This window comes from Spirillospora sp. NPDC127506 (assembly GCF_040302145.1).
GTDB lineage: Bacteria > Actinomycetota > Actinomycetes > Streptosporangiales > Streptosporangiaceae > Spirillospora.
Genome location: NZ_JBEORG010000004.1, coordinates 85,864 through 104,555, shown reverse-complemented (window position 1 = coordinate 104,555; position 18,692 = coordinate 85,864). Strand labels below are relative to the sequence as shown.

The window sequence follows — 18,692 nt, the reverse complement described above, 5'->3', positions numbered from 1 at the left end:
GCGGTGAAACTGGAGCAGGTCTTCCGGGTCGGCCATCCCATCGACCCGGTGTGGGAGGCGCTGACCGATCTCACCGTGGTCGCCGGATGCCTGCCGGGCGCGTCCGTCACCTCGGTCGAGGACGGGGTCCATCACGGGAACCTGACCGTCCGCCTGGGCAGCATCCGGGCGGTCTTCGCGGGAACGGCCGAGCTGGCGGAGGTCGACGCGTCCCGGCGGACCGTGACGCTGACCGCCGCGGGCGGCGGTGCCCAGGGGCAGGTCCGGATGCGGATGAAGGGCGCCGCGGTCCCGGTGACGCCGTCGGAGACGGAGATCCGGCTCGACACGGACGTCGAGATGTCGGGGCGGATCGCCCAGCTCGGGCACGGGGCGGCCGACCTGGTCACCGAGCGGCTGATCCAGCAGCTCACCCGGAACCTGGACCGGTACCTCTCCGGTGCGTCGCCGGACGACACCGCCGAGGCGCTCGCCGTCCTGTCGTTCCTGCCGGCCCTGGCCAGGGGAGCCCTCGCCGACCGGCGGGTCAGGCTGGCGCTGACGGCGGTCGCCGGCTTCTGCGCCGGAGCGTGCTGCGCGCGGCTCGCCGGGCGAGCCGGGCGCGGGCACCCGATACCATGTTGGCCCCGCCGGACCGCGCTTGCTCGTACCGGACGGTGACGGAGATCGGACGAACCGTCGTCAGGAGGCCCGATGGCAGCGGCGAAGAGCGGCAAGCGTCCGAAGACAGCGCAGGAGGCCGTCTTCGCCGAGATCCGCAGAGCCATCCTGGCCGGGAGGTTCTCCCCGGGCGCACAGATACTCCCCGACCAGCTGGCCGCCGAGTACGGGGTGAGCCGGGTACCGGTGCGCGACGCCCTGCGCCTCCTGGAGAGCGAAGGACTGGTCAGCTACGCGGCCTACCACGGCTACCAGGTCACCCAGCTGACCGAGGAGGAGCTCCTGGAACTCCAGCGGCTCCGCGAGATCCTCGAAGACGAGGCGGTGCGCGCCGGCGCACCGAAGATCACCGATCAGGTGGTCGCGGAGATGAGCGACGCGCTCGCCGAGATGAACCGGCACGAGCGGGCCGACGACCTGGCGTCCTGGGGCCAGGCGCACCGCCGGTTCCACTTCTCGCTGTACGGGGCCGCGGAGATGCCGAGCCTGACCCGGATACTCCGCCAGGCATGGGACGCCTCGGATCTCTACCGGTCCCGCTACCTGCGCACCCGGCCGGGCCGGCGCGGCATGAGCGCCGGGCACGATCCGATCCTCGCGGCCGCCCGGGCCAGGGACACCGACACCCTGCTCAGCCTGCTGGCGCAGCATCGCGGGACCATCGTCGACTGGCTCCGGCAGGCCGCGAGCGACGGTCCCCGGGTCGCGGGGACGGCGGGCGGCGACTAACCGCGGCGGACGGTGGCGGGGTCGCGCGCGGGAGGGGTCTGCTCGCTGCGTCCGTCCACCAGCGGCTCGCCGTCGACGAGCACGACCGAGATCCCGGGCAGGTCGCCGAGGGCGAACGACTCCAGCCCGTCGCGCGCCGCCGAGCCCCGGATGGGACCGAGCACCACCAGGTCCGCCGGCCGGCCGGGCGCGAGCACCCCGCCCGCGATCCGGTGCAGCCGCGCCGTGTTCCCGGTCGCCGCGGCCACCGCGTCCTCCGGCGCCAGCCCGCACATGCTCGCCAGGTAGCAGATGTTGCGCAGCATCCCGCGCGGGATGACCCCGGTTCCGCCGGGGGTGTCGGTGCCCAGCGTCAGCCGGTCCAGGGCGCCGGTGGCGACGAGGTGGTCGACGGTCACCTTCGTGGAGCGGTAGTTCATCGAGCTGCACACCTCGATGGCGGCTTCGGGGAGGTCGTCGATGACGCCGCGGATCTCCTCGTCGGGCATCGGGATCGGCCCCCCGGAGATGTGCGCGACGACGTCCGGCCGTACGGCGGTCACCAGCTCGTGTCCGGCGATCCGGCTGGAACCCGACCGGGACACGCCGCCGGAATGCATCTTCACGACCATGCCGCGCTCGTGCGCCCAGGTCACGTAGTCGGCGGCTTCGCCGTCCTCAAGCCTGGACCAGTCGTAGAAGATGAACTTCAGGTGCCGGATGCCGGCCTCGGCCATCCGGTCGAAGTCGCCCTCCCGCAGGCCCGGCACCAGCAGCACCGTCCCGGCGTCCACCTTGACCCCCGACGGCCGGAAGGTGCCGATCGTCCGGCGGGACAGCGTGGCCAGGCCGAGCACCAGTTCGGGCGACAGCTCCTCGAACGGCAGCCCGGGTACGTGGAGCTCACCGGCGGACACCATCGTGGTGGTGCCGCCCTGCAGGTAGTTGCGGACCCAGCCGGTGGAGTTCTGCGCCGGGGTCCACTCGCCGGCCGTCGGGTGCACGTGCCCGTCGACGAGGCCCGGAATCACCGTCTGCCCGTTGGCGTCGACGACGGTTCCGGGACGGGGGTGGTCCTCGCCGATCGCGACCACCACGCCGTCCTCGATCAATACCGAGGTGTCGTGCACGGACGGGGCGTTCGCCTCACCGGTGACCAGCGTCCCGATGTTGGTCACCAGCGTCACCGACGATGCCTTCGCCATGGTTCCTCCGTTCGACCGTTGAGTGGAGAATGTATACGTGATACAACGTTGATCGGAAGACCCCCTGGCGCAAGGAGGGCGAATGGCGGTCCGGGTTCGGCAGCTGATCACCGGTCGTTGGCGCGACGGCGCCGGGCCGCGGTCCGAGTCGCGCAACCCCGCGCGGCCGGGGGAGGTCGTCGCCGAGCTGGCGGTCGCCACCGGAGCCGACCTCGACGAGGCGGTGGCGGCGGCGTCGGCGGCCGCGGACGAGTGGCGGCGGACCCCCATGCACGAGCGGGCCGGAGTGCTGGACGCGGCAGCCCGGATCCTGGACGAGCGGGCCGAGCAGTACGGCGCGGAGCTGACGCGGGAGGAGGGCAAGACCCTCGCGGAAGGGGTCGGCGAGATCCGGCGGGCGGCGGAGATCTTCCGGTTCAACGCCGGTGAGGCGCACCGGGACGTCGGCGAGATCTACTCCTCGCCCCGGCGCGGCGAATCGATCATGGTGGTGCGGCGCCCGCTCGGCGTCGTCGCGGTGATCACCCCGTGGAACTTCCCGGCGGCCATCCCGGCCTGGAAGATCGCCCCGGCCCTGGTGCACGGCAACGCGGTGGTGTGGAAGCCGGCCAGCCTCGTCCCGCTGCTGGCCATGCGGCTGGCCGAGACGCTCACCGAGGCCGGCCTGCCGGACGGCGTGCTGTCCCTGCTGGTCGGGCCGGGAGCGCTGGGGACGCGGATGGTCGAGCACCCCGGTGTGGCGGCGCTCAGCTTCACCGGCTCCACCGAGGTCGGCACCCGGCTGATGGAGGTCTGCGCGCGGCTGCGCAAGCCCGTGCAGGCCGAGATGGGCGGCAAGAACGCCGCCGTGGTGCTGGCCGACGCCGACCTTGACCATGCCGCGGCCGAGGTCGTCGCCGGCGCGATGCGCTCCACCGGGCAGAAGTGCACGGCCACGTCCCGGCTGGTGGTCGACGCGGCGGTGGAGGACGCGCTGCTGGACCGGATCCGCGGGCTGGTCGAGGGCCTGCGCGTCGGCGACCCCCTGCGGCCGGACACCGATCTCGGGCCCGCGGTGTCGGCGGACGCCCGCGACGACATCCTGACCGCCGTCGAAGGCGCGGTGGCCGATGGCGCCGAGGTCATCACCGGCAGCACGCCGTACACCGACGGGGAACGCGCCGAGGGCTACTTCGTGCCGCCCACCGTCCTGCGGCTGACCGAGCCGGGCTCCTCCGTCTGGCGCGACGAGGTGTTCGGCCCCGTGCTCAGCGTCGTCCGGGCCGACGGCCGCGAGAACGCCATCCGGCTGGCCAACGACAGTGCGTTCGGCCTTTCCGGGGCGGTGTTCACCAACGACCTCGACTTCGTGCTCCGGGCGATGGAGGACTTCCACGTCGGAGTCCTGCACGTGAACTCCGAGACCGCCGGCGCGGACCCGCACGTCCCGTTCGGCGGCACGAAGGACAGCGGCTACGGCCCGAAGGAGCAGGGCCGCGCCGCGCGGGACTTCTACACCAGCACCACCACCGTGTACCTGCGTGCGGGCTGACCGTGCCCGCGCGCGGAACGACGACCACCCGGGGGGACGATTGAGCAGCACTGAGGGCTCCGCCGCCACCGTCGCGCGGCGGTACCTGGAGATGTTCGGCGAACTGGGGGTCACGCGGATCTTCGGCTTGCCGGGCGTGCACAACCTCGCCTTCTGGCGGGACTGGTCGCCCGGGATGCCGGAGATCGTCGGGGTGCGCCACGAGCAGACCACCGTCTACGCGGCGGACGGCCTGGCCCGCGCCACGGGCGGGCTCGGCGCCGCGCTGGTGACCACCGGGCCGGGCGCCGCCAACGCGGTCGGCGCCTTCGGCGAGGCCGCGGCCTGCGGGACCCCGGTCGTCCTGGTCGCCAGCGAGATCCCCAGCCCGCTGGCCCGCCCCGGGACGGTCCGCGGGGCGCTGCACGAGTCGCGCGATCAGGCGGGGCTCTTCGAACCGCTCGCCAAGGCCGTCTACCGCCCGCGGACCGCCGCGGCCGCCGTCGAGGCGCTGCGCGAGGCGGCCGCCACGGCGCTGGCCTGGCCGCGGGGGCCGGTGTACGTGGACGTCCCGACCGATGTCCTGTCGCAGCCCGCCGAGCTGCCGCCGGCGCCGCCGGCGCCGCGGCGGGCGCAGGCCGGCGCCGCGGACGTGGCACGGCTGGCCCGGCTGCTCGCCGACCGCGAGCGGGTGGTGATCTGGGCCGGCGGCGGCGTCCTGCAGTCCGGGGCGGAGCCGCAGCTGGCCCGCCTCGCCGAAAGGCTGGACGCCCCCGTGATCACCACGTACGCGGCGCGCGGGGTGCTCGGCGACCACCCGTGCGCGGTCGGGCTGCCGCCGCACGAGCCGGAGGTCGCCGAACTGGTCGCCGGCGCCGATCTGATGCTCGCGGTCGGCACCGGGTTCGACGGCATGATGACCCGCAACTGGCGGATGCCGATGCCGCCCGAGCTGGCGGTGATCAACTGCTCCGCGGCGGACCTGGACAAGAACTACCGGCCGGACCTGGCGGTGCTGGGCGACGCCGCGGGCGTCCTCTCCGCCGTCCTCGACCGGGTCCCCGCCCGGGACGCCGGCACGGGACGGTCGCTGCGGGCGGTGCGGGAGGCGGTCTGGAGCCGTCTCGCCGGCGACCCCCGCTCGGCCGACGCGGTGGCGTTCCTCCGCTCGGTCGAGGCGGCGATCACCGACGACACCGTGGTCGTGTGCGACATGGCCGTGCCCGGCTACTGGTACGGCGGCTACGGCCGGGTGGGCGGGGCCCGCCGGCTGCAGTACCCGGTCGGCTGGGGCACGCTCGGCTTCGCCCTGCCCGCGTCCCTCGGACCGGCCGCCGCCGGGCGGCAGGTGCTCACCGTCTGCGGCGACGGCGGGTTCCTGTTCGCCGCCGGGGAGCTGGCCACGATGGCGCAGTACCGGATGCCGGTGACCGTGCTCGTCGTCGACGACTCCGCGTACGGCATGCTCCGCTACGACCAGGAGGCCGCGGGCGACCCGATCCGGGGCGTCGAGCTGAACAGCCCGCGCTGGGGGGCGCTCGGCGACGCGTTCGGTATAGAGGTCAGGGAGGCGGACGGGGTCGGCGCCGAACTGGAGAAGGCGCTCCGCGACTCGCTCGCGTCGGGGCTGCCGGGCCTGGTGATCACCCGGACCGCCCTGCAGCCGCCGCGCACCACCTCGCCGCGGTGGTTCGAATGACGGGTCCGCTCGACGGGGTCGTCGTCGCCGACTTCTCCCGGGTCCTGTCCGGCCCGCTCGCCACGATGACGCTGGCGGATCTGGGCGCCGACGTGATCAAGGTGGAACGGCCGGGCGGCGGAGACGACACCCGTGCCTGGGGCCCGCCGTTCCACGGCGAGGACAGCACGTACTTCCTGTCGGTGAACCGGGGCAAGCGCAGCGTCGTGCTCGATCTGCGGGACGAACGGGGGCGCGCGGCGGCGCGGGAGCTGGCCGCCCGCGCCGACGTGCTGGTGGAGAACTTCCGGGTCGGCACCATGGACCGGCTGGGGCTCGGCTACGACGAGCTGGCCGGGCCGAACCCGGGGCTCGTGTACTGCTCCATCTCCGGTTTCGGCTCCGAGGGCGGCCGCGACCTGCCCGGGTACGACTTCATCGTGCAGGCGGTCGGCGGCCTGATGAGCATCACCGGGGAGCCCGGCGGCGAGCCGATGAAGGTCGGCGTCGCCCTGGTCGACGTCCTGGCCGGCCTGCACGCGACGATCGGCGTGCTGGCCGCGCTGCGCGCCCGCGAGCGGACCGGGCGCGGCGGCCATGTCGAGATCAACCTGCTCTCCTCGCTGCTGAGCGGCCTGGTCAACCAGGCGTCGGCCTACCTGTGCACCGGGGAGGCGCCGGCCGCGCTCGGCAACGCGCATCCGAGCATCGCGCCGTACGAGCTGCTGCACACGGCCGACCGCCCGGTCGCGGTGGGCGTGGGCACGGACGCCCAGTTCGCCGCCCTCTGCGCCGCGTTCGGGTGCCCGGAGCTCTCCGCCGACGAGCGGTTCCGCACCAACACCGCGCGGGTGGCCAACCGCGAGGAGCTGCTCGCCGCGCTGGACCGCGTGTTCCGTCCGCTGCCCGCCCGCGAGGTCCTTCGCCGCCTGGCCGACGCCGGCATCCCCTCCGGCCCCGTGAACGGTGTCGACGAGGCCTTCGCGCTGGCCGAGCGGCTCGGCCTGCGTCCGGTCCGCGAGCTGGACGACGGCGACGGGACGGTGCCGCAGGTCGCGAGCCCGATCCGCTTGGACGGCGCCAGCCCGACCAGTGCCCGGCGGCCGCCGAGGCTCGGCGAGCACACCGAGGAAGTCCTGGACTGGCTCCGGGCGAACCAGGCATCGGGGGCGTAGCCCTGCCGCGCCACCGGCATGGGGGACAGGGCGGCCGCTCAGCTGTACGCGGGCAGGCCGGTCAGTTCCTGACCGACGATGAGCGTCTGGATCTCGTTGGTGCCTTCGTAGGTGAGGACCGATTCGAGGTTGTTCATGTGCCGGATCACCGGGTAGTCCAGCGTGACCCCGTTGGCGCCCAGGATGGTCCTCGCCTCCCTGGCGATGGCCAGGGCTTCACGCACGTTGTTCAGCTTGCCCATGCTGACCTGCTGCGGGGTGATCTCTCCGGAGTCCTTGAGCCGGCCCAGGTGGAGTGCCAGCAACAGCCCCTTGGTCAGCTCCAGTTGCATGTCCACGAGCTTGCGCTGGGTGAGCTGGAATCCCGCGATCGGCCGGCCGAACTGCTCCCGGGTCAGGGCGTACTCTCTGGCCGCGTCGAAGCATGCCCGGGCGGCGCCCAGCACGCCCCACAGAATGCCGTAGCGGGCCTCGTTCAGGCAGCTGAGCGGCCCGCGCAGACCGGTGGCGCCCGGCAGGAGGCTCGCGGCCGGCACCCGGCAGTCCTCGAACACCAGCTCGGAGGTGACCGACGCGCGCAGGGACAGTTTCCTCGTCACGTCGCGGACGGTGAACCCCGGCGTGTCGCGCGGGACGAGGAAGCCGCGGACGCCCTCGTCGGTGCGGGCCCACACCACGGCGACGTCGGCGATGCCGCCGTTCGTTATCCACATCTTGGTGCCGTTGAGCACCCAGCCCCCGTCCGACGCGGTCGCCCTGGTGCGCATGCCGGCCGGGTCGCTGCCGTGGTCGGGTTCGGTGAGCCCGAAGCAGCCGACCACCTCCCCGGCGGCCATCTTCGGCAGCCACCGGTTCTTCTGCTCTTCGGTGCCGAACCTGTGGATCGCGGTCATCGCCAGAGAACCCTGGACCGAGACCAGGCTGCGCAGCCCGCTGTCCACGGCCTCAAGCTCCATGCAGGCCAGGCCGTACTCGACCGCGGTCATCCCGGCGCAGCCGTAGCCCTGCAGGTGCATGCCGAACAGGCCCATCGCCCCGCATTCGGTGGCGAGCTCGCGCGGCAGGATCCCCCGCTCGAACCAGTCGGGCACCCGGGGGAGCACCTTGTCCGTGGCGAACCGGCGTACAGCGTCGCGCACCGTCCGTTCGTCGTCGGTGAGGAGCTTGTCCAGATCGAACAGGGCGCGTGGACCCGGAGCCATGGGTGCTTCCCTTCCGAGGCGGCTTATCCTACATTGTATACAGTACTCATAATACAGGAGTGTTGCCGTGTTCAGTAAAGGTGTCGGGCTCTTCCCCACGGAGCCGGTGGGTGCCATCCGCGACCACACGCTGCTCGCCGAGAGCCTCGGCTACGACAACGTCTGGTTCGGCGACTCGCAGAACATCTGGCGCGAGTCCTCCGTCACGATGGGCGCGGCCGCGGTCGGAACCGAACGGGTCGTGCTGGGCACCGGGGTGACCAACGCGGTCACCCGGCACCGGTCTCTGCTGGCCTCGACATGGGCCAGCCTCGCCGAGTTCACCGGCGGCCGAGTGGCCCTCGGCATCGGTACCGGCGATTCCTCCCTGCGGACCATGGGGCTCAAGCCGCTCACGCTCGCCGAACTGGAGCAGGCGGTCGCGGAACTGCGCTCCCTGCTGCGCGGCGAGGCGGTCCGGGAGCCCGACAGCGGCGCCGAATACCATCTCGCCTACCTCGCCGAGCCGGTCGACGTCCCGGTCTACATCGCGGCGTCGGCGCCGAAGATCCTGCGGCTGGCCGGCCGGATCGCCGACGGCGTCATCGTCCTGGTCGGCACCGCCCGCGAGTTCATCACCGCGGCACTGGACACCATCGAGCAGGGCGCCCGCGAGTCCGGCCGCAGCCTGTCGGACCTGCACATCGTGCTGTGGACGCCGACCGCCATCGACGAGGACCCGGTGCGCGCCCGCGACCTGGCCAGGGCGCACGTCGCCCGGGTGTGCATCCGGCCGCTCCCCGCGGCGGTCGACCCGTCACTGCAGGCCGCCATCGACCGCATCCGGGACGGCTACGACTACTACCACCACATGGACACCGAGGCGAGCCACGCCGACATCGTCCCGGACGAACTCGTCGACCTCTTCGCTCTCGCCGGCTCCCCGGACCAATGCCGCGACCGGCTCGCCGAAATGGCCGAGCTGAAGATCGACCAAGTGTCGATCGTCCCGTTTGTCCGCCCCGGCGAGACCCGGGCCACCCCCATCCGCACGTTCGCCGAAATAGCCGCCCAGTTGTAGCCCGCCCCGGCGTTCCCGCTCCGTGCCAGTGGCTGTCCCGTAATGGCGGGCTGGTCGTGCCCGTGATGGCGGGATGGTCGTCGCGGTCGGGCGTCCGGTGCCTGGAAACCACGATGCCCGCGTCGCCCACAGTGGACCGGGCGCCGATACTGCATGCCCATGTGCGCATGTGATGAGCGATGGCTGCTATTAAGGAAGCGGCAGATCATCATGCCCTCTGCGAGTTAGAACTCATCGAGTTCCAAGGCGGCTGGGAAAACGTCATGGACGCAATGCTGCCGGCGCCGGAAACGCATTCGTATCCGCTCAGTTGAATCGCCCCGGTCGAAATGGCGTCCCGGGTCGGTGTGCGTCGGCGGCCATGGGACGGCTGCGATCGCCGAGCGGCTCGGCCGACCCGCATCCGGGCGGTGACGAGGCAGAAGGAACGAACGGGCGGGAACTGGAAGCCGCACTGGTGGCCGGGGCGCCGGCGGAGGCCCGGCACCCGGACACCGCCTCCAGATCATCCTCGTGACGGGCCGACCCCCGCCGCCGACCCGGACCCGGCTGCTCGGCACGGCCGGGTGAGAACGCGCCGGGAGGACGGCGGACGGCTTTGTATCACCCCGAAAAGCCCCTTCAGATCGCCGCCATTCTTTGGAGGCGTCAAAACACGTGGAACCCGTGAATGCGGGTTTTGCGCTCTTTCTGATCGGCTGCCGTTCCGGGGAGATTGAAACACAGGACGCCCGTCGGGAAAGGCGGGGCAAGACCCCGCGACCAGTCGCCAGGATCTGTCCGTCTTTCAGGAACGGCTCGACTATTTCCGTCCGTCCGCTGCATGACCGCCGCGCGGCGGAGGAATTTGCACGGCAGGAGTTCACACGAGGAGATCATTGGCATGTCTTTCGCCGCTTCGCCCACCGAGTCTTCGCATACCAATTCATCGGTGTACGACGTTGCCGTCGTCGGGCTGGGCTATGTCGGGCTGCCGACCGCGCTCGCCTTCCACGCCGCCGGGCTGCGGGTGCTCGGCGTCGACCTGGATCCGGGCCGGCTGGAGGCCGTCCGGACGGGCCGCGTCGACCTGCTGGACAGCGACCGCGAGAGGCTGCGGGAGGCCGGAGAGCGATTCACCGTCACCGCCGAGCCCGCCGGCACGGCCCGGGCGGACGCGGTGATCATCTGTGTGCCGACGCCGGTGAGCCGGCATCTCGTCCCGGACCTCGGGGCGCTGACCGGCGCGTGCGGCGCGGCCGCCGAGCACGCCCGGCCCGGGCAGACGATCGTGCTGACCTCGACCAGCTACGTGGGGTCGACGAAGGAACTGCTCGCGCGGCCGCTGACCGCGCGGGGGCTGCGGGTGGGGACGGACGTGTTCGTCGCCTTCAGCCCGGAGCGGATCGACCCGGGCAACGACCGGCACGCGCACGAGGACGTGCCGCGGGTGGTCGGGGGCGTGACGCCGCGGTGCGCCGCGCGGGCCGCGGCGCTGCTCGGCCGGTGCACCGGCGAGCTGCACACGGTGTCGTCGGCGGAGGCGGCCGAGATGACCAAGCTGCTGGAGAACACGTTCCGGGCCGTGAACATCGCGCTCGTCAACGAGTTCGCGGATGCGAGCCGGCTGCTGGAGCTGGACGTCATGGAGGTCATCGAGGCGGCGGCGACGAAGCCGTACGGGTACCTGCCGTTCTTCCCCGGTCCGGGGGCGGGCGGGCACTGCATCCCGTGCGACCCGCACTACCTGCTGTGGCAGCTGAAGCGGGACCGGCTGCACACCCCGCTGGTGTCGGCCGCGATGGACGCCATCGCGATGCGTCCGGGACGGGTGGTGGAGCGGGCCCGGCAGGTGCTGTCGGACCAGGGGCGCGGCCTGGCGGGCTCGGACGTGCTCGTCCTCGGCGTCGCCTACAAGCCGGAGGTCGAGGACCTGCGCGAGTCGCCCGCCCTGGAGATCATCGACCGGCTGCTCGCGGCGGGGGCGCGGGTCGCGTACCACGATCCGCTGGTGCCCGAGCTGGTCACCGGCGGGGGGACTAAGCTGGCGAGCGTCGATCCGGGCCCGGCGGACCTGGTGATCGCCCACACTCCGCACCAGTCCCTCGACCTGGGCTGGCTGCACGAGGACCAGCTGCTGCTGGACGCGACGTACCGCTTCCCCGGCGTCGCCCGGCGCGTGGCGCTGTGACCCGCCGCCGGCCGCGGATCCCCTTCGGCGGCCTGCCCTGGACGGCGCGGCTGGTGTCGCTCGGGGCGCTGGCCTGGGTCGGCGTGATCTGCGGCATGATCGTCTGGCATGTCAGCGTGAAGGTCGCGTACCTGCGCGGCAACCTGCTGCTGTCCGCGTACACGGTGCTGGTCAGCAGCTACGTGATCAGCAGGTTCGCGCTCGCGGCGTTCTACCGTCCGCCCCGCGACGCGGGCATCGTCCCGTCCGTCGCGATCGTGGTCCCCGCCTACAACGAAGGCGAGGCCGTCGCACGGACGATCCACTCCTGCATCGGGCTGGAGTATCCGGACGACAAGCTGGAGATCGTCGTGGTGAACGACGGGTCCACCGACGACACCTGGGAGCACATGCGGAAGGCCGCCGCGCGGTATCCGAAGGGGCGGGTGCGGTGCGTCGACCTCGGCGGCAACAAGGGCAAGCGCGCGGCGATGGCGGCCGGGATCCGGGCGACGTCGGCGGAGATCCTGGTGTTCGTCGACTCCGACTCGATGCCCGCGCCGGGCTCGGTCCGGCTGCTGGTGCAGGGGTTCGCGGACGAGAAGGTCGGTGCGATCTCCGGGCTCACCCACGTCCGCAACGCGGACGAGAACGTGCTGACCAGGATGCAGGCCGCGCGCTACTACGTGTCGTTCCAGCTGCTCAAGAGCGCCGAGTCGGTGCTGGGCGCGGTCACCTGCTGCTCCGGCTGTTTCGCGGCGTACCGGCGGGCGGCGATCGCGCCGCTGCTCGACGCCTGGGAGCACCAGCGGTTCCTGGGCGTCGAATGCACCTACGGCGACGACCGGGCGCTCACCAACCGGGTCATCAAGGCGGGCTGGACGACCCGCTACGACGCCCGCGCGCAGGCGTGGACGGACGCGCCCGACCGGTACCGCAAGTTCTTCCGGCAGCAGCTGCGCTGGAAGAAGTCGTGGAGCCGGGAGGGGCCGCTGCTGCTGGCGCACGTGTGGCGGAGCCGGACGCGGGCCCTGCCGTCGATCGCCGTGCAGACGATCGCCGGGCTGCTCAGCCCGCTCGTGGTGCTGTACAGCCTGGTGACGCCGATCGCCGGCGGCCGCTTCCCGATGATCTACTTCCTCGGCCTGTACCTGGTCTCGATGGGGTACGCGCTGACCTACCGGATGCTCCGCGACGACGGAATGTGGATCTACGCGTTCGCCGGGACGTTCTTCTACGTCGCGTTCTCGCCGCAGCTGCTGTGGGCGATCGCGCGGATCCGGGACGGGAAGTGGGGGACGCGGGACGCGCCGGCGTCCGCGCCGCCGTTCGCGCAGCGCCCGGTGCAGGTCCACGGCGCGGCGGTGAACGATGGTTGAGCGGGCGGAGCCCGCGCCGTGGGACCGGCCGGCGCCCGGCAGGTCCACCCGGCTGTTCCGCGCGTTCACCGGCCTGGCGTTCTTGTGCGCGCTCGGTCTCGCGCTGGTCACGTGGGTGACGCTGAGCCGCCCCTTCGACCCGGGGCAGCGGTCCGCGCCGGCCGTCCGGCCGGACCCGGCGGCGGTGCGGGCCGCTGCCGCGCTGCCCCGCTATCCGGGGTCGGTGCTCGTCCTGACCTATCACGGGGTTTCCGACACCGACCGTGCCGGCAGCACGCTGTCGCGCGAGCTGTTCGGCCGGCACATGGCGGTGCTGGCGGCGGCTGGGTACCGGACGGTCCGGCTGCGGGACGTGGAGGACCTGCTCGCCCGGCGGCCGGTCCGCCTGCCGCCGCGCGCGATGCTGATCACCTTCGACGACGGGCAGCTCACCGACTGGACGACCGCCGACCCGGTCCTGAAGGAGCACGGTTTCACCGCGGTCGGCTTCCTGGCGACCGGGAAGATCGTCCAGCCGGGAACGCCGTCCTACTACCTGTCGACCAGGCAGGTCGAGGACCTCGCCGCGACCGGGCGCTGGGAGTTCGGGTCGCACGGCGACGGGCCGCACGACCTCGTCCCGGTCCCCGGCGACGTCGCCGCGCCGATGCCGAACCTGATCCTCGTGGACGGAAAGCGGGAGACGATCGGGCATTGGCGCGCCCGCGTCCGCCGCGATCTGGCGCGCAGCCAGCGGTTCTTCCGCGAGACGCTCGGGCACCCGGTGAGGGCGTTCTCCTACCCGTTCGGCAAGGCGGGGGATTCCGGCAACGACCCGCGGATCGCGAAGGAACTCCCCGCGCTGCTGCGGCGGGCCGGGTTCGGCGAGGCGTTCGTGGGCGAGGACGTCCCGACCGGTCCTGTGGACGCGCTGACGGCGGGCTCACCGCGCTGGGCGCTCGACCGGATCGGCGTCCGCTCCACCACGTCGGTGGCCGACCTGCTGGAGATGATCCGCGCCGCCGTCCCCATGCCGCTGCCGCGGGACCTGTCGGCGCTGCCGTGGACGGGCGACCACGCGGCGTGCCGGCGCGACGCGTCCGATCTGCGGGTCACCGCCGGCGGCTACGGGAGCTGCCTGCTGCGCGGCGTCAACACCAGCAAGTGGACGGACTACCGGATGACCGCGTCGGTCTCCGGGATCGACCCGCGGACCAGCGCGGTGATCGCCGTCCGGGACGGCGCCGGCACCCGCCACCGCGGCCGCGTCGAGGTCGTCGTCGGCGCGGCGTCCGCCCTGGTCAGAGAGCGCGACGGGGAGCGCCGCCCGACCGTGCTCGGCCGGACGCCGATCGCGCCGGTCGCGGGGGCGCGGGGCGTCCGGATCGAGGTGCGCGGGATCCGGCTCACCGTCTCGGTGGCCGGCGGAAGGCCGCTGCGCGCCGCGATCGACCCGCGGCTCGGCGAGGGCGGGCTGACGTTCGAGATCGCCGCGCGCGAGCGGCACACGCTGACCTACCGCAAACCGACGCTCCACCCGCTCCGCGCGGGCTGACCGAACCATGGGAGACCCACGATGCATCCACGAATCTGGCTTCACCTCCTCGCCGCGGCGCTGGTCACCGCGTTCGTCCTCGTCCCGGCGCCCGCGCGGGCCGCGACCGGCACGATCGTGTCACTGACCTTCGACGACGGGGTGCAGGACCAGTACCACAACGCCCGTCCGGCACTCGCGAGCCACGGAATGCAGGGGACGTTCTTCATCAACAGCGCGCGTGTCGGTGCGCCCGGCTACATGACGCAGGCGCAGCTCGCGTCGCTGGAGGCCGCCGGGAACGAGATCGGCGGGCACACCATCACGCACGCCGACCTGCCCGCGCTGCCGGCCGCCGAGCAGCGGCGGCAGATCTGCGGCGACCGCGCCGCGCTCCTGAACATGGGCTTCACCGTCAAGAACTTCGCCTACCCGTACGGCAACGCCGACGGGGCGGTCGAGCAGGCGGTGCGCGACTGCGGCTACAACAGCGCCCGGACGGTCGGCGGGGTCGTCTCGCCGGGCGGCTGCCAGGGATGCGGCTACGCCGAGACGGTCCCGCCCGCCGACGCCTACTTCACCCAGACCCCCGACTCGGTCAAGACCGGCACCACGCTCGCCCAGCTCAAGAACACCGTCACGCAGGCGGAGGCGCACGGCGGCGGATGGGTGCAACTCGTCATCCACCACGTCTGCGACGGCTGCGACGACACCTACGCCACGAGCCCGTCCACCCTCTCGGCGTTCCTCGACTGGCTGGCGCCGAGGGCGGCGAACGGCACCACGGTGAAGACGGTCGACCAGGTCGTCGGCGGGAGCACGCAGCCGCCGGTGGACGGGCCGCCCTCGCCGGCGAGCGTCCAGAACCCGTCGCTGGAGAACGCGACCGGCGACGTCCCCGACTGCTTCCAGCTCGGCGGGTACGGGACCAACACCTACGCCTGGTCGCGGACGAACGACTCCCATACCGGGCAGTACGCCGAGCGGGTCACCGTCACCGCACGCACCGACGGCGACCGGAAACTCGTCACGAGGCAGGACGCCGGCACCTGCGCACCCGCCGCGACACCGGGTCACAGCTACCGGCTCGGGGTCTGGTACAAGGGCACGTGGTCGTCTGAGGTGCGCACCAAGATGAGCATCTACTACCGCAGCGCCACCGGAGTATGGACGTTCTGGACGAACGGTCCCGCCCTTGAGCAGACGAGCACCTGGCGGCAGACGGTCGTCACGACCCCCGCCGTGCCCGAGGGCGCCACCAACATCAGCTTCGGCGTCGCGCTGGCCGGCGTCGGCGCCCTCACCGTCGACGACTTCTCCCTCCTGGACGAGGGCTGATGAGGAAAGGGAGGACACCGGCGGGACCCGCGCGTCCCGCCGGCGACGGGCGGAGGCCGCGCCGGCAGGTGCGCCGCCACCTGACCGAACTGGCCTTTGGGGTCCTCGCGCTCGCCGCGGTCACGCCGCTCGCGCGGGACTCGCTGTCCCCGCACCGGGCCGGCGCCGACGCCGAACGCGCCGAGACCGTCGTCACCCGCGCGATGCTCCGGGACGCCGGCACCGCCAACGTGTGCAGGCGCGGACGGGTCGCACTCACCTTCGACGACGGCCCCGACGTCTACACGCCGCAGGTCCTGCAGGTGCTGCGCGCCTACAACGTCCGCGCCGTCTTCTACATGATGGGCAGGAAGGCCGCCGCCCGCCCGGACCTGGTCCGGGCGGTCGTCGCCGGCGGGCATCTCGCCGAGAACCACAGCTGGGACCATCCGCACATGGCCGACCTCGACGCCGCCGCCGTCCGCCGGCAGCTCGCCGACACCGACGCCGCCATCACACGCGCGGGCGCACCGCGCCCCACCCTGTTCCGGCCGCCGTTCGGCAGCACCGACGCCACCGTGGAAGGCCAGGCCCGCGCACTCGGGCTGCGGACCGTCCGCTGGTCGGTCGACACCAACGACTGGCGGGGGCGTCGGCCCGCCGACATCGCCGCCACCGTCCTGGACGAGGCGGTGCCCGGCTCGGTCGTGCTGATGCACGACGGCGTCGCCAACTCCGCCGCCACCATCCGGGCCCTGCCGGCGATCATCACCGGGCTCCGCGCACGCGGCCTCTGCACGGCGCTCGAGGCGGGGTAGCGGATGCGCGCACGGCGATCCGTCGTCGCGGGAGCGCTGGCCGCCGCCGCGCTCCCGCCGCTGGCCTGGTCGGTGACCGGCGGCGCCGGCTCGGGCGGCGGGGACTTCGCGCCCGCGACCTCCGGTCCCGACCGGCTGGTCACCAACGAGTTCGCGCACTGGAATCCCCGTGCCTCCGGCGCGCGCCGGTCCCCGGACTGGGACGTGACCAGCGGGTCCCTCTTCGTCCGGGACGGCGCCGGCTGGTCGGGACCGCCCGACCGGGCCGCTCCGGACGCCCGGTCCTCGGCCGGCACCGGGTCGAGCGTGTTCCGGATGAACACCCGCCGCACCGACTTCGGGGACGTCCAGGTCACGCTGGGGATTCGCACCCTGCGGTTCGTGGACGGCGGCGGACGCGCACCGACCAGGCCCACCGACGGCGTCCACCTGATGCTGCGCCGCCAGGACCAGACCGAGCTCTACGTCGCCTCCCTGAACCGGCGGGACGGCCTGCTGGTGGTCAAGAAGAAGCTGACCGGGGGCACCGAGAACGGCGGGACCTACGTCACGCTCGGCCAGGTCCAGAACCGCTTCCGGTTCGGTATGTGGCAGTCGTTCGACGTGCGGATCACCTCCGGCGGACGTGCACGGGTCACCATCACCGTCTCCCGGGACGGCCGCCGGCTGCTGGAGGCCGTGGACGACGGCGCGCACGGCCCCCCGATCGCCCGCCCCGGTTCGATCGGCCTGCGCGCCGACAACTGCGAGTTCGAGTTCCGGGCCCTGCGCGCCCACCCGTTGCCCTGACGGCGCGGCGTCCTCACTCCCCGGCCGGCGGACTGGCCGGTTCCGGCGGAGGCCCGGTCGAGGAGGGAGACGCGGAAGGAGTCTCCGGCGGCGAAGGCCCAGCGGGCGGTGACGGTGCGCCGCCGGTATCCGGGGATCCCGTGGGCGGAGCCGCCGACCAGCGCGGTGCGGGTGTCCGGATCGATGCGGGCGGCCGGCCCGGCCGCCGCGTCGGCGCCGCCCGGCGGGACGGCCGGGGGGTCCCGGGCTCGCCCGCGGAGGGCGGGGGCTTGCGCGGGACGGCGCGCTCCAGGTGGTCGCGCCCCCATGACGGGCCGCTCACGGCCGGGGCGGGCCTGGTATCGGCGGGGGCGTGGCCGGGAGTCAGCGCCACGCACGCGACGATGGCCGCGGGGACCGTGGTCGCGAGCGCGCTCCTGGCGCTGCTCGCGCCCAGCGCGTACAAGAGCGGCGCCGTCAGCAGCAGGTACGGACCCGGCTGCCGGACTCTCGCCTCGGACCACAGCAACCGGGCCGCGCGCGCCAGCTGCCGGTGCGCCAGGTCGGTGTTGAGCACGATGGCCTCACGTCCGCCCTGCTTCCCCAGGTAGCCCAGCAGGCAGGCGGGCATCGAGGCGCGGGCGAACGGCCCGATCCGGCCGCGGACCGGCGCGGCGGTCAGCAGGTACCGCCACACGCGTCCGGCGGCCTCCGCGTCCAGCGGGTCGGCGCCCGGCGTCGGCCCGGCGACCAGGATCAGCGTCGGGGCGGGGCCGTCCTCCGTCGCGGGCACTGACAGGCAGGTCCAGCCGCAGGCATTCTGAAAGGCGCGTTCCAGCTCCGCGGGCGGATTCCATAACCGCGTCACGACCAGTTCGCTGCGCAGTTTGGCATTCTCCCGGGTCAGCCGTTCGATCTGTTTCAGGAGACCATTGGTATAGGGCTCCACGATCCCTCCCCTAGGGGTTGTGTCTGCCCTCTGGTGCACACGCGTATCCCCGCCGTTATACACGATTATTCCCTTGCGGCCACGTTCGGCCGTTCATCTGGTATCGAGGAGGCTGTGATCCCGTTCCGCGGTGACCGCACCGGGTTCCGTTGCCGGCGGGTTCCCAGTCATCTGACCTGGCCGTCTGTGAAGTGCGGACGCCGACAGCCACCGCCCATTCGCCGGTCTACGTCCTCGGCGTCGCGCAGGCTTCCCGGCTGAAGCGTCCAGCGCGATCACTCGATCAGAACAGGCTCGTCCGCGGATTCGACACGAGAGTTCTGCGATGGCTAGCTGCGCTCAGCATTCGCTGCCAAATCCGATTCGGTGTCGCCGAATGGCCCGCCCAAGCGGTCAGCAAGATTGCCGGCCCTTCGGACCTATCCATTCTTCCCGCGCTCGGTCAGCGGTCCCGGGCTGCGGCAGAGCGCCCATGAGCCGTTGGCCGCCGAGAACAGGGTATGGACGGCCCCGGCAATGGACCGCGCCCGATCGGCCTTCACCCAGTCATGCGGCGTACAGTGCCAACCCCAGATCCTAAGCGAATTCGGCCTCCGCGACG

General features: G+C 72.8%; 15 protein-coding genes. 12 read left to right on the top strand and 3 right to left on the bottom strand.

All coding sequences use genetic code 11. The annotated features are described in order from the left end of the window. The first annotated feature begins 3 nt into the window (after positions 1-3). Positions 4-660 carry an SRPBCC domain-containing protein gene (locus ABTW95_RS06345; protein WP_500225180.1) on the top strand — a complete coding sequence of 219 codons (657 nt, stop codon included), beginning with the start codon at positions 4-6 and terminating at the stop codon, positions 658-660. 33 nt (positions 661-693) lie between these two features. Then, positions 694-1,389 (top strand): GntR family transcriptional regulator, encoded by a 696-nt coding sequence (locus ABTW95_RS06340; RefSeq protein ID WP_396448833.1) that lies wholly within the window; start codon positions 694-696, stop codon positions 1,387-1,389. On the opposite strand, the gene ABTW95_RS06335 is transcribed toward ABTW95_RS06340, so the two are convergent. Continuing rightward, on the bottom strand, positions 1,386-2,573 hold the full coding sequence (locus ABTW95_RS06335) for an amidohydrolase family protein (RefSeq protein ID WP_396448834.1): 1,188 nt from the start codon (positions 2,571-2,573) through the stop codon (positions 1,386-1,388). The two genes, ABTW95_RS06340 and ABTW95_RS06335, sit on opposite strands and share 4 nt — an antisense overlap. Before the next feature lie 82 nt (positions 2,574-2,655). On the opposite strand from ABTW95_RS06335, the gene ABTW95_RS06330 reads away from it, so the two are divergent. The 3 genes from ABTW95_RS06330 to ABTW95_RS06320 are packed head-to-tail and all read left to right on the top strand — an operon-like array spanning position 2,656 to position 6,936. Then, positions 2,656-4,104, top strand: coding sequence for an aldehyde dehydrogenase family protein (locus ABTW95_RS06330; protein ID WP_396448835.1), 1,449 nt, complete (start codon positions 2,656-2,658; stop codon positions 4,102-4,104). A 40-nt stretch (positions 4,105-4,144) separates the two neighbouring features. Continuing rightward, complete coding sequence (locus ABTW95_RS06325; protein WP_396448836.1) at positions 4,145-5,782, top strand: thiamine pyrophosphate-binding protein; 1,638 nt, start codon at positions 4,145-4,147, stop codon at positions 5,780-5,782. Then, the gene (locus ABTW95_RS06320; RefSeq protein ID WP_500225173.1) at positions 5,779-6,936 is read left to right on the top strand and encodes a CaiB/BaiF CoA transferase family protein; all 1,158 of its coding nucleotides are present in this window, start codon (positions 5,779-5,781) and stop codon (positions 6,934-6,936) included. The genes ABTW95_RS06325 and ABTW95_RS06320 overlap by 4 nt, the downstream gene beginning before the upstream one ends. A 38-nt stretch (positions 6,937-6,974) precedes the next feature. Here the strand turns inward: ABTW95_RS06320 and ABTW95_RS06315 are convergent, their stop codons facing one another. Then, entirely contained in the window at positions 6,975-8,138 is a 1,164-nt protein-coding gene (locus tag ABTW95_RS06315; protein WP_396448838.1) for an acyl-CoA dehydrogenase family protein, read from the bottom strand. Between the two features lie 67 nt (positions 8,139-8,205). Between ABTW95_RS06315 and ABTW95_RS06310 the strand changes: the two genes are divergently transcribed. The 7 genes from ABTW95_RS06310 to ABTW95_RS06280 all read left to right on the top strand — a co-directional run bounded on the left by ABTW95_RS06310 (position 8,206) and on the right by ABTW95_RS06280 (position 17,163). After that, positions 8,206-9,198, top strand: a complete 993-nt coding sequence (locus tag ABTW95_RS06310; protein ID WP_396448839.1) for an LLM class flavin-dependent oxidoreductase — start codon at positions 8,206-8,208, stop codon at positions 9,196-9,198. A 931-nt stretch (positions 9,199-10,129) separates the two neighbouring features. After that, positions 10,130-11,368 carry a nucleotide sugar dehydrogenase gene (locus ABTW95_RS06305; RefSeq protein WP_396448841.1) on the top strand — a complete coding sequence of 413 codons (1,239 nt, stop codon included), beginning with the start codon at positions 10,130-10,132 and terminating at the stop codon, positions 11,366-11,368. After that, positions 11,365-12,726 (top strand): glycosyltransferase family 2 protein, encoded by a 1,362-nt coding sequence (locus tag ABTW95_RS06300; protein ID WP_396448842.1) that lies wholly within the window; start codon positions 11,365-11,367, stop codon positions 12,724-12,726. Before ABTW95_RS06305 ends, ABTW95_RS06300 begins: the two co-directional genes overlap by 4 nt. Continuing rightward, on the top strand, positions 12,719-14,260 hold the full coding sequence (locus ABTW95_RS06295; RefSeq protein ID WP_500225169.1) for a polysaccharide deacetylase family protein: 1,542 nt from the start codon (positions 12,719-12,721) through the stop codon (positions 14,258-14,260). The genes ABTW95_RS06300 and ABTW95_RS06295 overlap by 8 nt, the downstream gene beginning before the upstream one ends. A gap of 21 nt (positions 14,261-14,281) precedes the next feature. Further along, a complete protein-coding gene (locus ABTW95_RS06290; RefSeq protein ID WP_500225167.1) occupies positions 14,282-15,577 on the top strand; it encodes a polysaccharide deacetylase family protein in 1,296 nt (431 codons plus the stop codon). Beyond that, positions 15,577-16,374, top strand: coding sequence for a polysaccharide deacetylase family protein (locus ABTW95_RS06285; protein ID WP_396448845.1), 798 nt, complete (start codon positions 15,577-15,579; stop codon positions 16,372-16,374). The genes ABTW95_RS06290 and ABTW95_RS06285 overlap by 1 nt, the downstream gene beginning before the upstream one ends. A gap of 3 nt (positions 16,375-16,377) precedes the next feature. Further along, positions 16,378-17,163 carry a hypothetical protein gene (locus ABTW95_RS06280; RefSeq protein ID WP_500225164.1) on the top strand — a complete coding sequence of 262 codons (786 nt, stop codon included), beginning with the start codon at positions 16,378-16,380 and terminating at the stop codon, positions 17,161-17,163. Between the two features lie 13 nt (positions 17,164-17,176). On the opposite strand, the gene ABTW95_RS06275 is transcribed toward ABTW95_RS06280, so the two are convergent. After that, complete coding sequence (locus ABTW95_RS06275; RefSeq protein ID WP_500225160.1) at positions 17,177-17,935, bottom strand: hypothetical protein; 759 nt, start codon at positions 17,933-17,935, stop codon at positions 17,177-17,179. Between the last annotated feature and the right edge of the window lie 757 nt (positions 17,936-18,692).

Bases quoted from the DNA above. Each gene is read 5' to 3' on its own strand.
- ABTW95_RS06320 (WP_500225173.1), top strand. From the start codon at position 5,779: ATGACGGGTCCGCTCGACGGGGTCGTCGTCGCCGACTTCTCCCGGGTC.
- ABTW95_RS06315 (WP_396448838.1), bottom strand. From the start codon at position 8,138: ATGGCTCCGGGTCCACGCGCCCTGTTCGATCTGGACAAGCTCCTCACC.
- ABTW95_RS06280 (WP_500225164.1), top strand. From the start codon at position 16,378: ATGCGCGCACGGCGATCCGTCGTCGCGGGAGCGCTGGCCGCCGCCGCG.
- ABTW95_RS06330 (WP_396448835.1), top strand. From the start codon at position 2,656: ATGGCGGTCCGGGTTCGGCAGCTGATCACCGGTCGTTGGCGCGACGGC.
- ABTW95_RS06335 (WP_396448834.1), bottom strand. From the start codon at position 2,573: ATGGCGAAGGCATCGTCGGTGACGCTGGTGACCAACATCGGGACGCTG.
- ABTW95_RS06340 (WP_396448833.1), top strand. From the start codon at position 694: ATGGCAGCGGCGAAGAGCGGCAAGCGTCCGAAGACAGCGCAGGAGGCC.
- ABTW95_RS06290 (WP_500225167.1), top strand. From the start codon at position 14,282: ATGCATCCACGAATCTGGCTTCACCTCCTCGCCGCGGCGCTGGTCACC.
- ABTW95_RS06285 (WP_396448845.1), top strand. From the start codon at position 15,577: ATGAGGAAAGGGAGGACACCGGCGGGACCCGCGCGTCCCGCCGGCGAC.
- ABTW95_RS06295 (WP_500225169.1), top strand. From the start codon at position 12,719: ATGGTTGAGCGGGCGGAGCCCGCGCCGTGGGACCGGCCGGCGCCCGGC.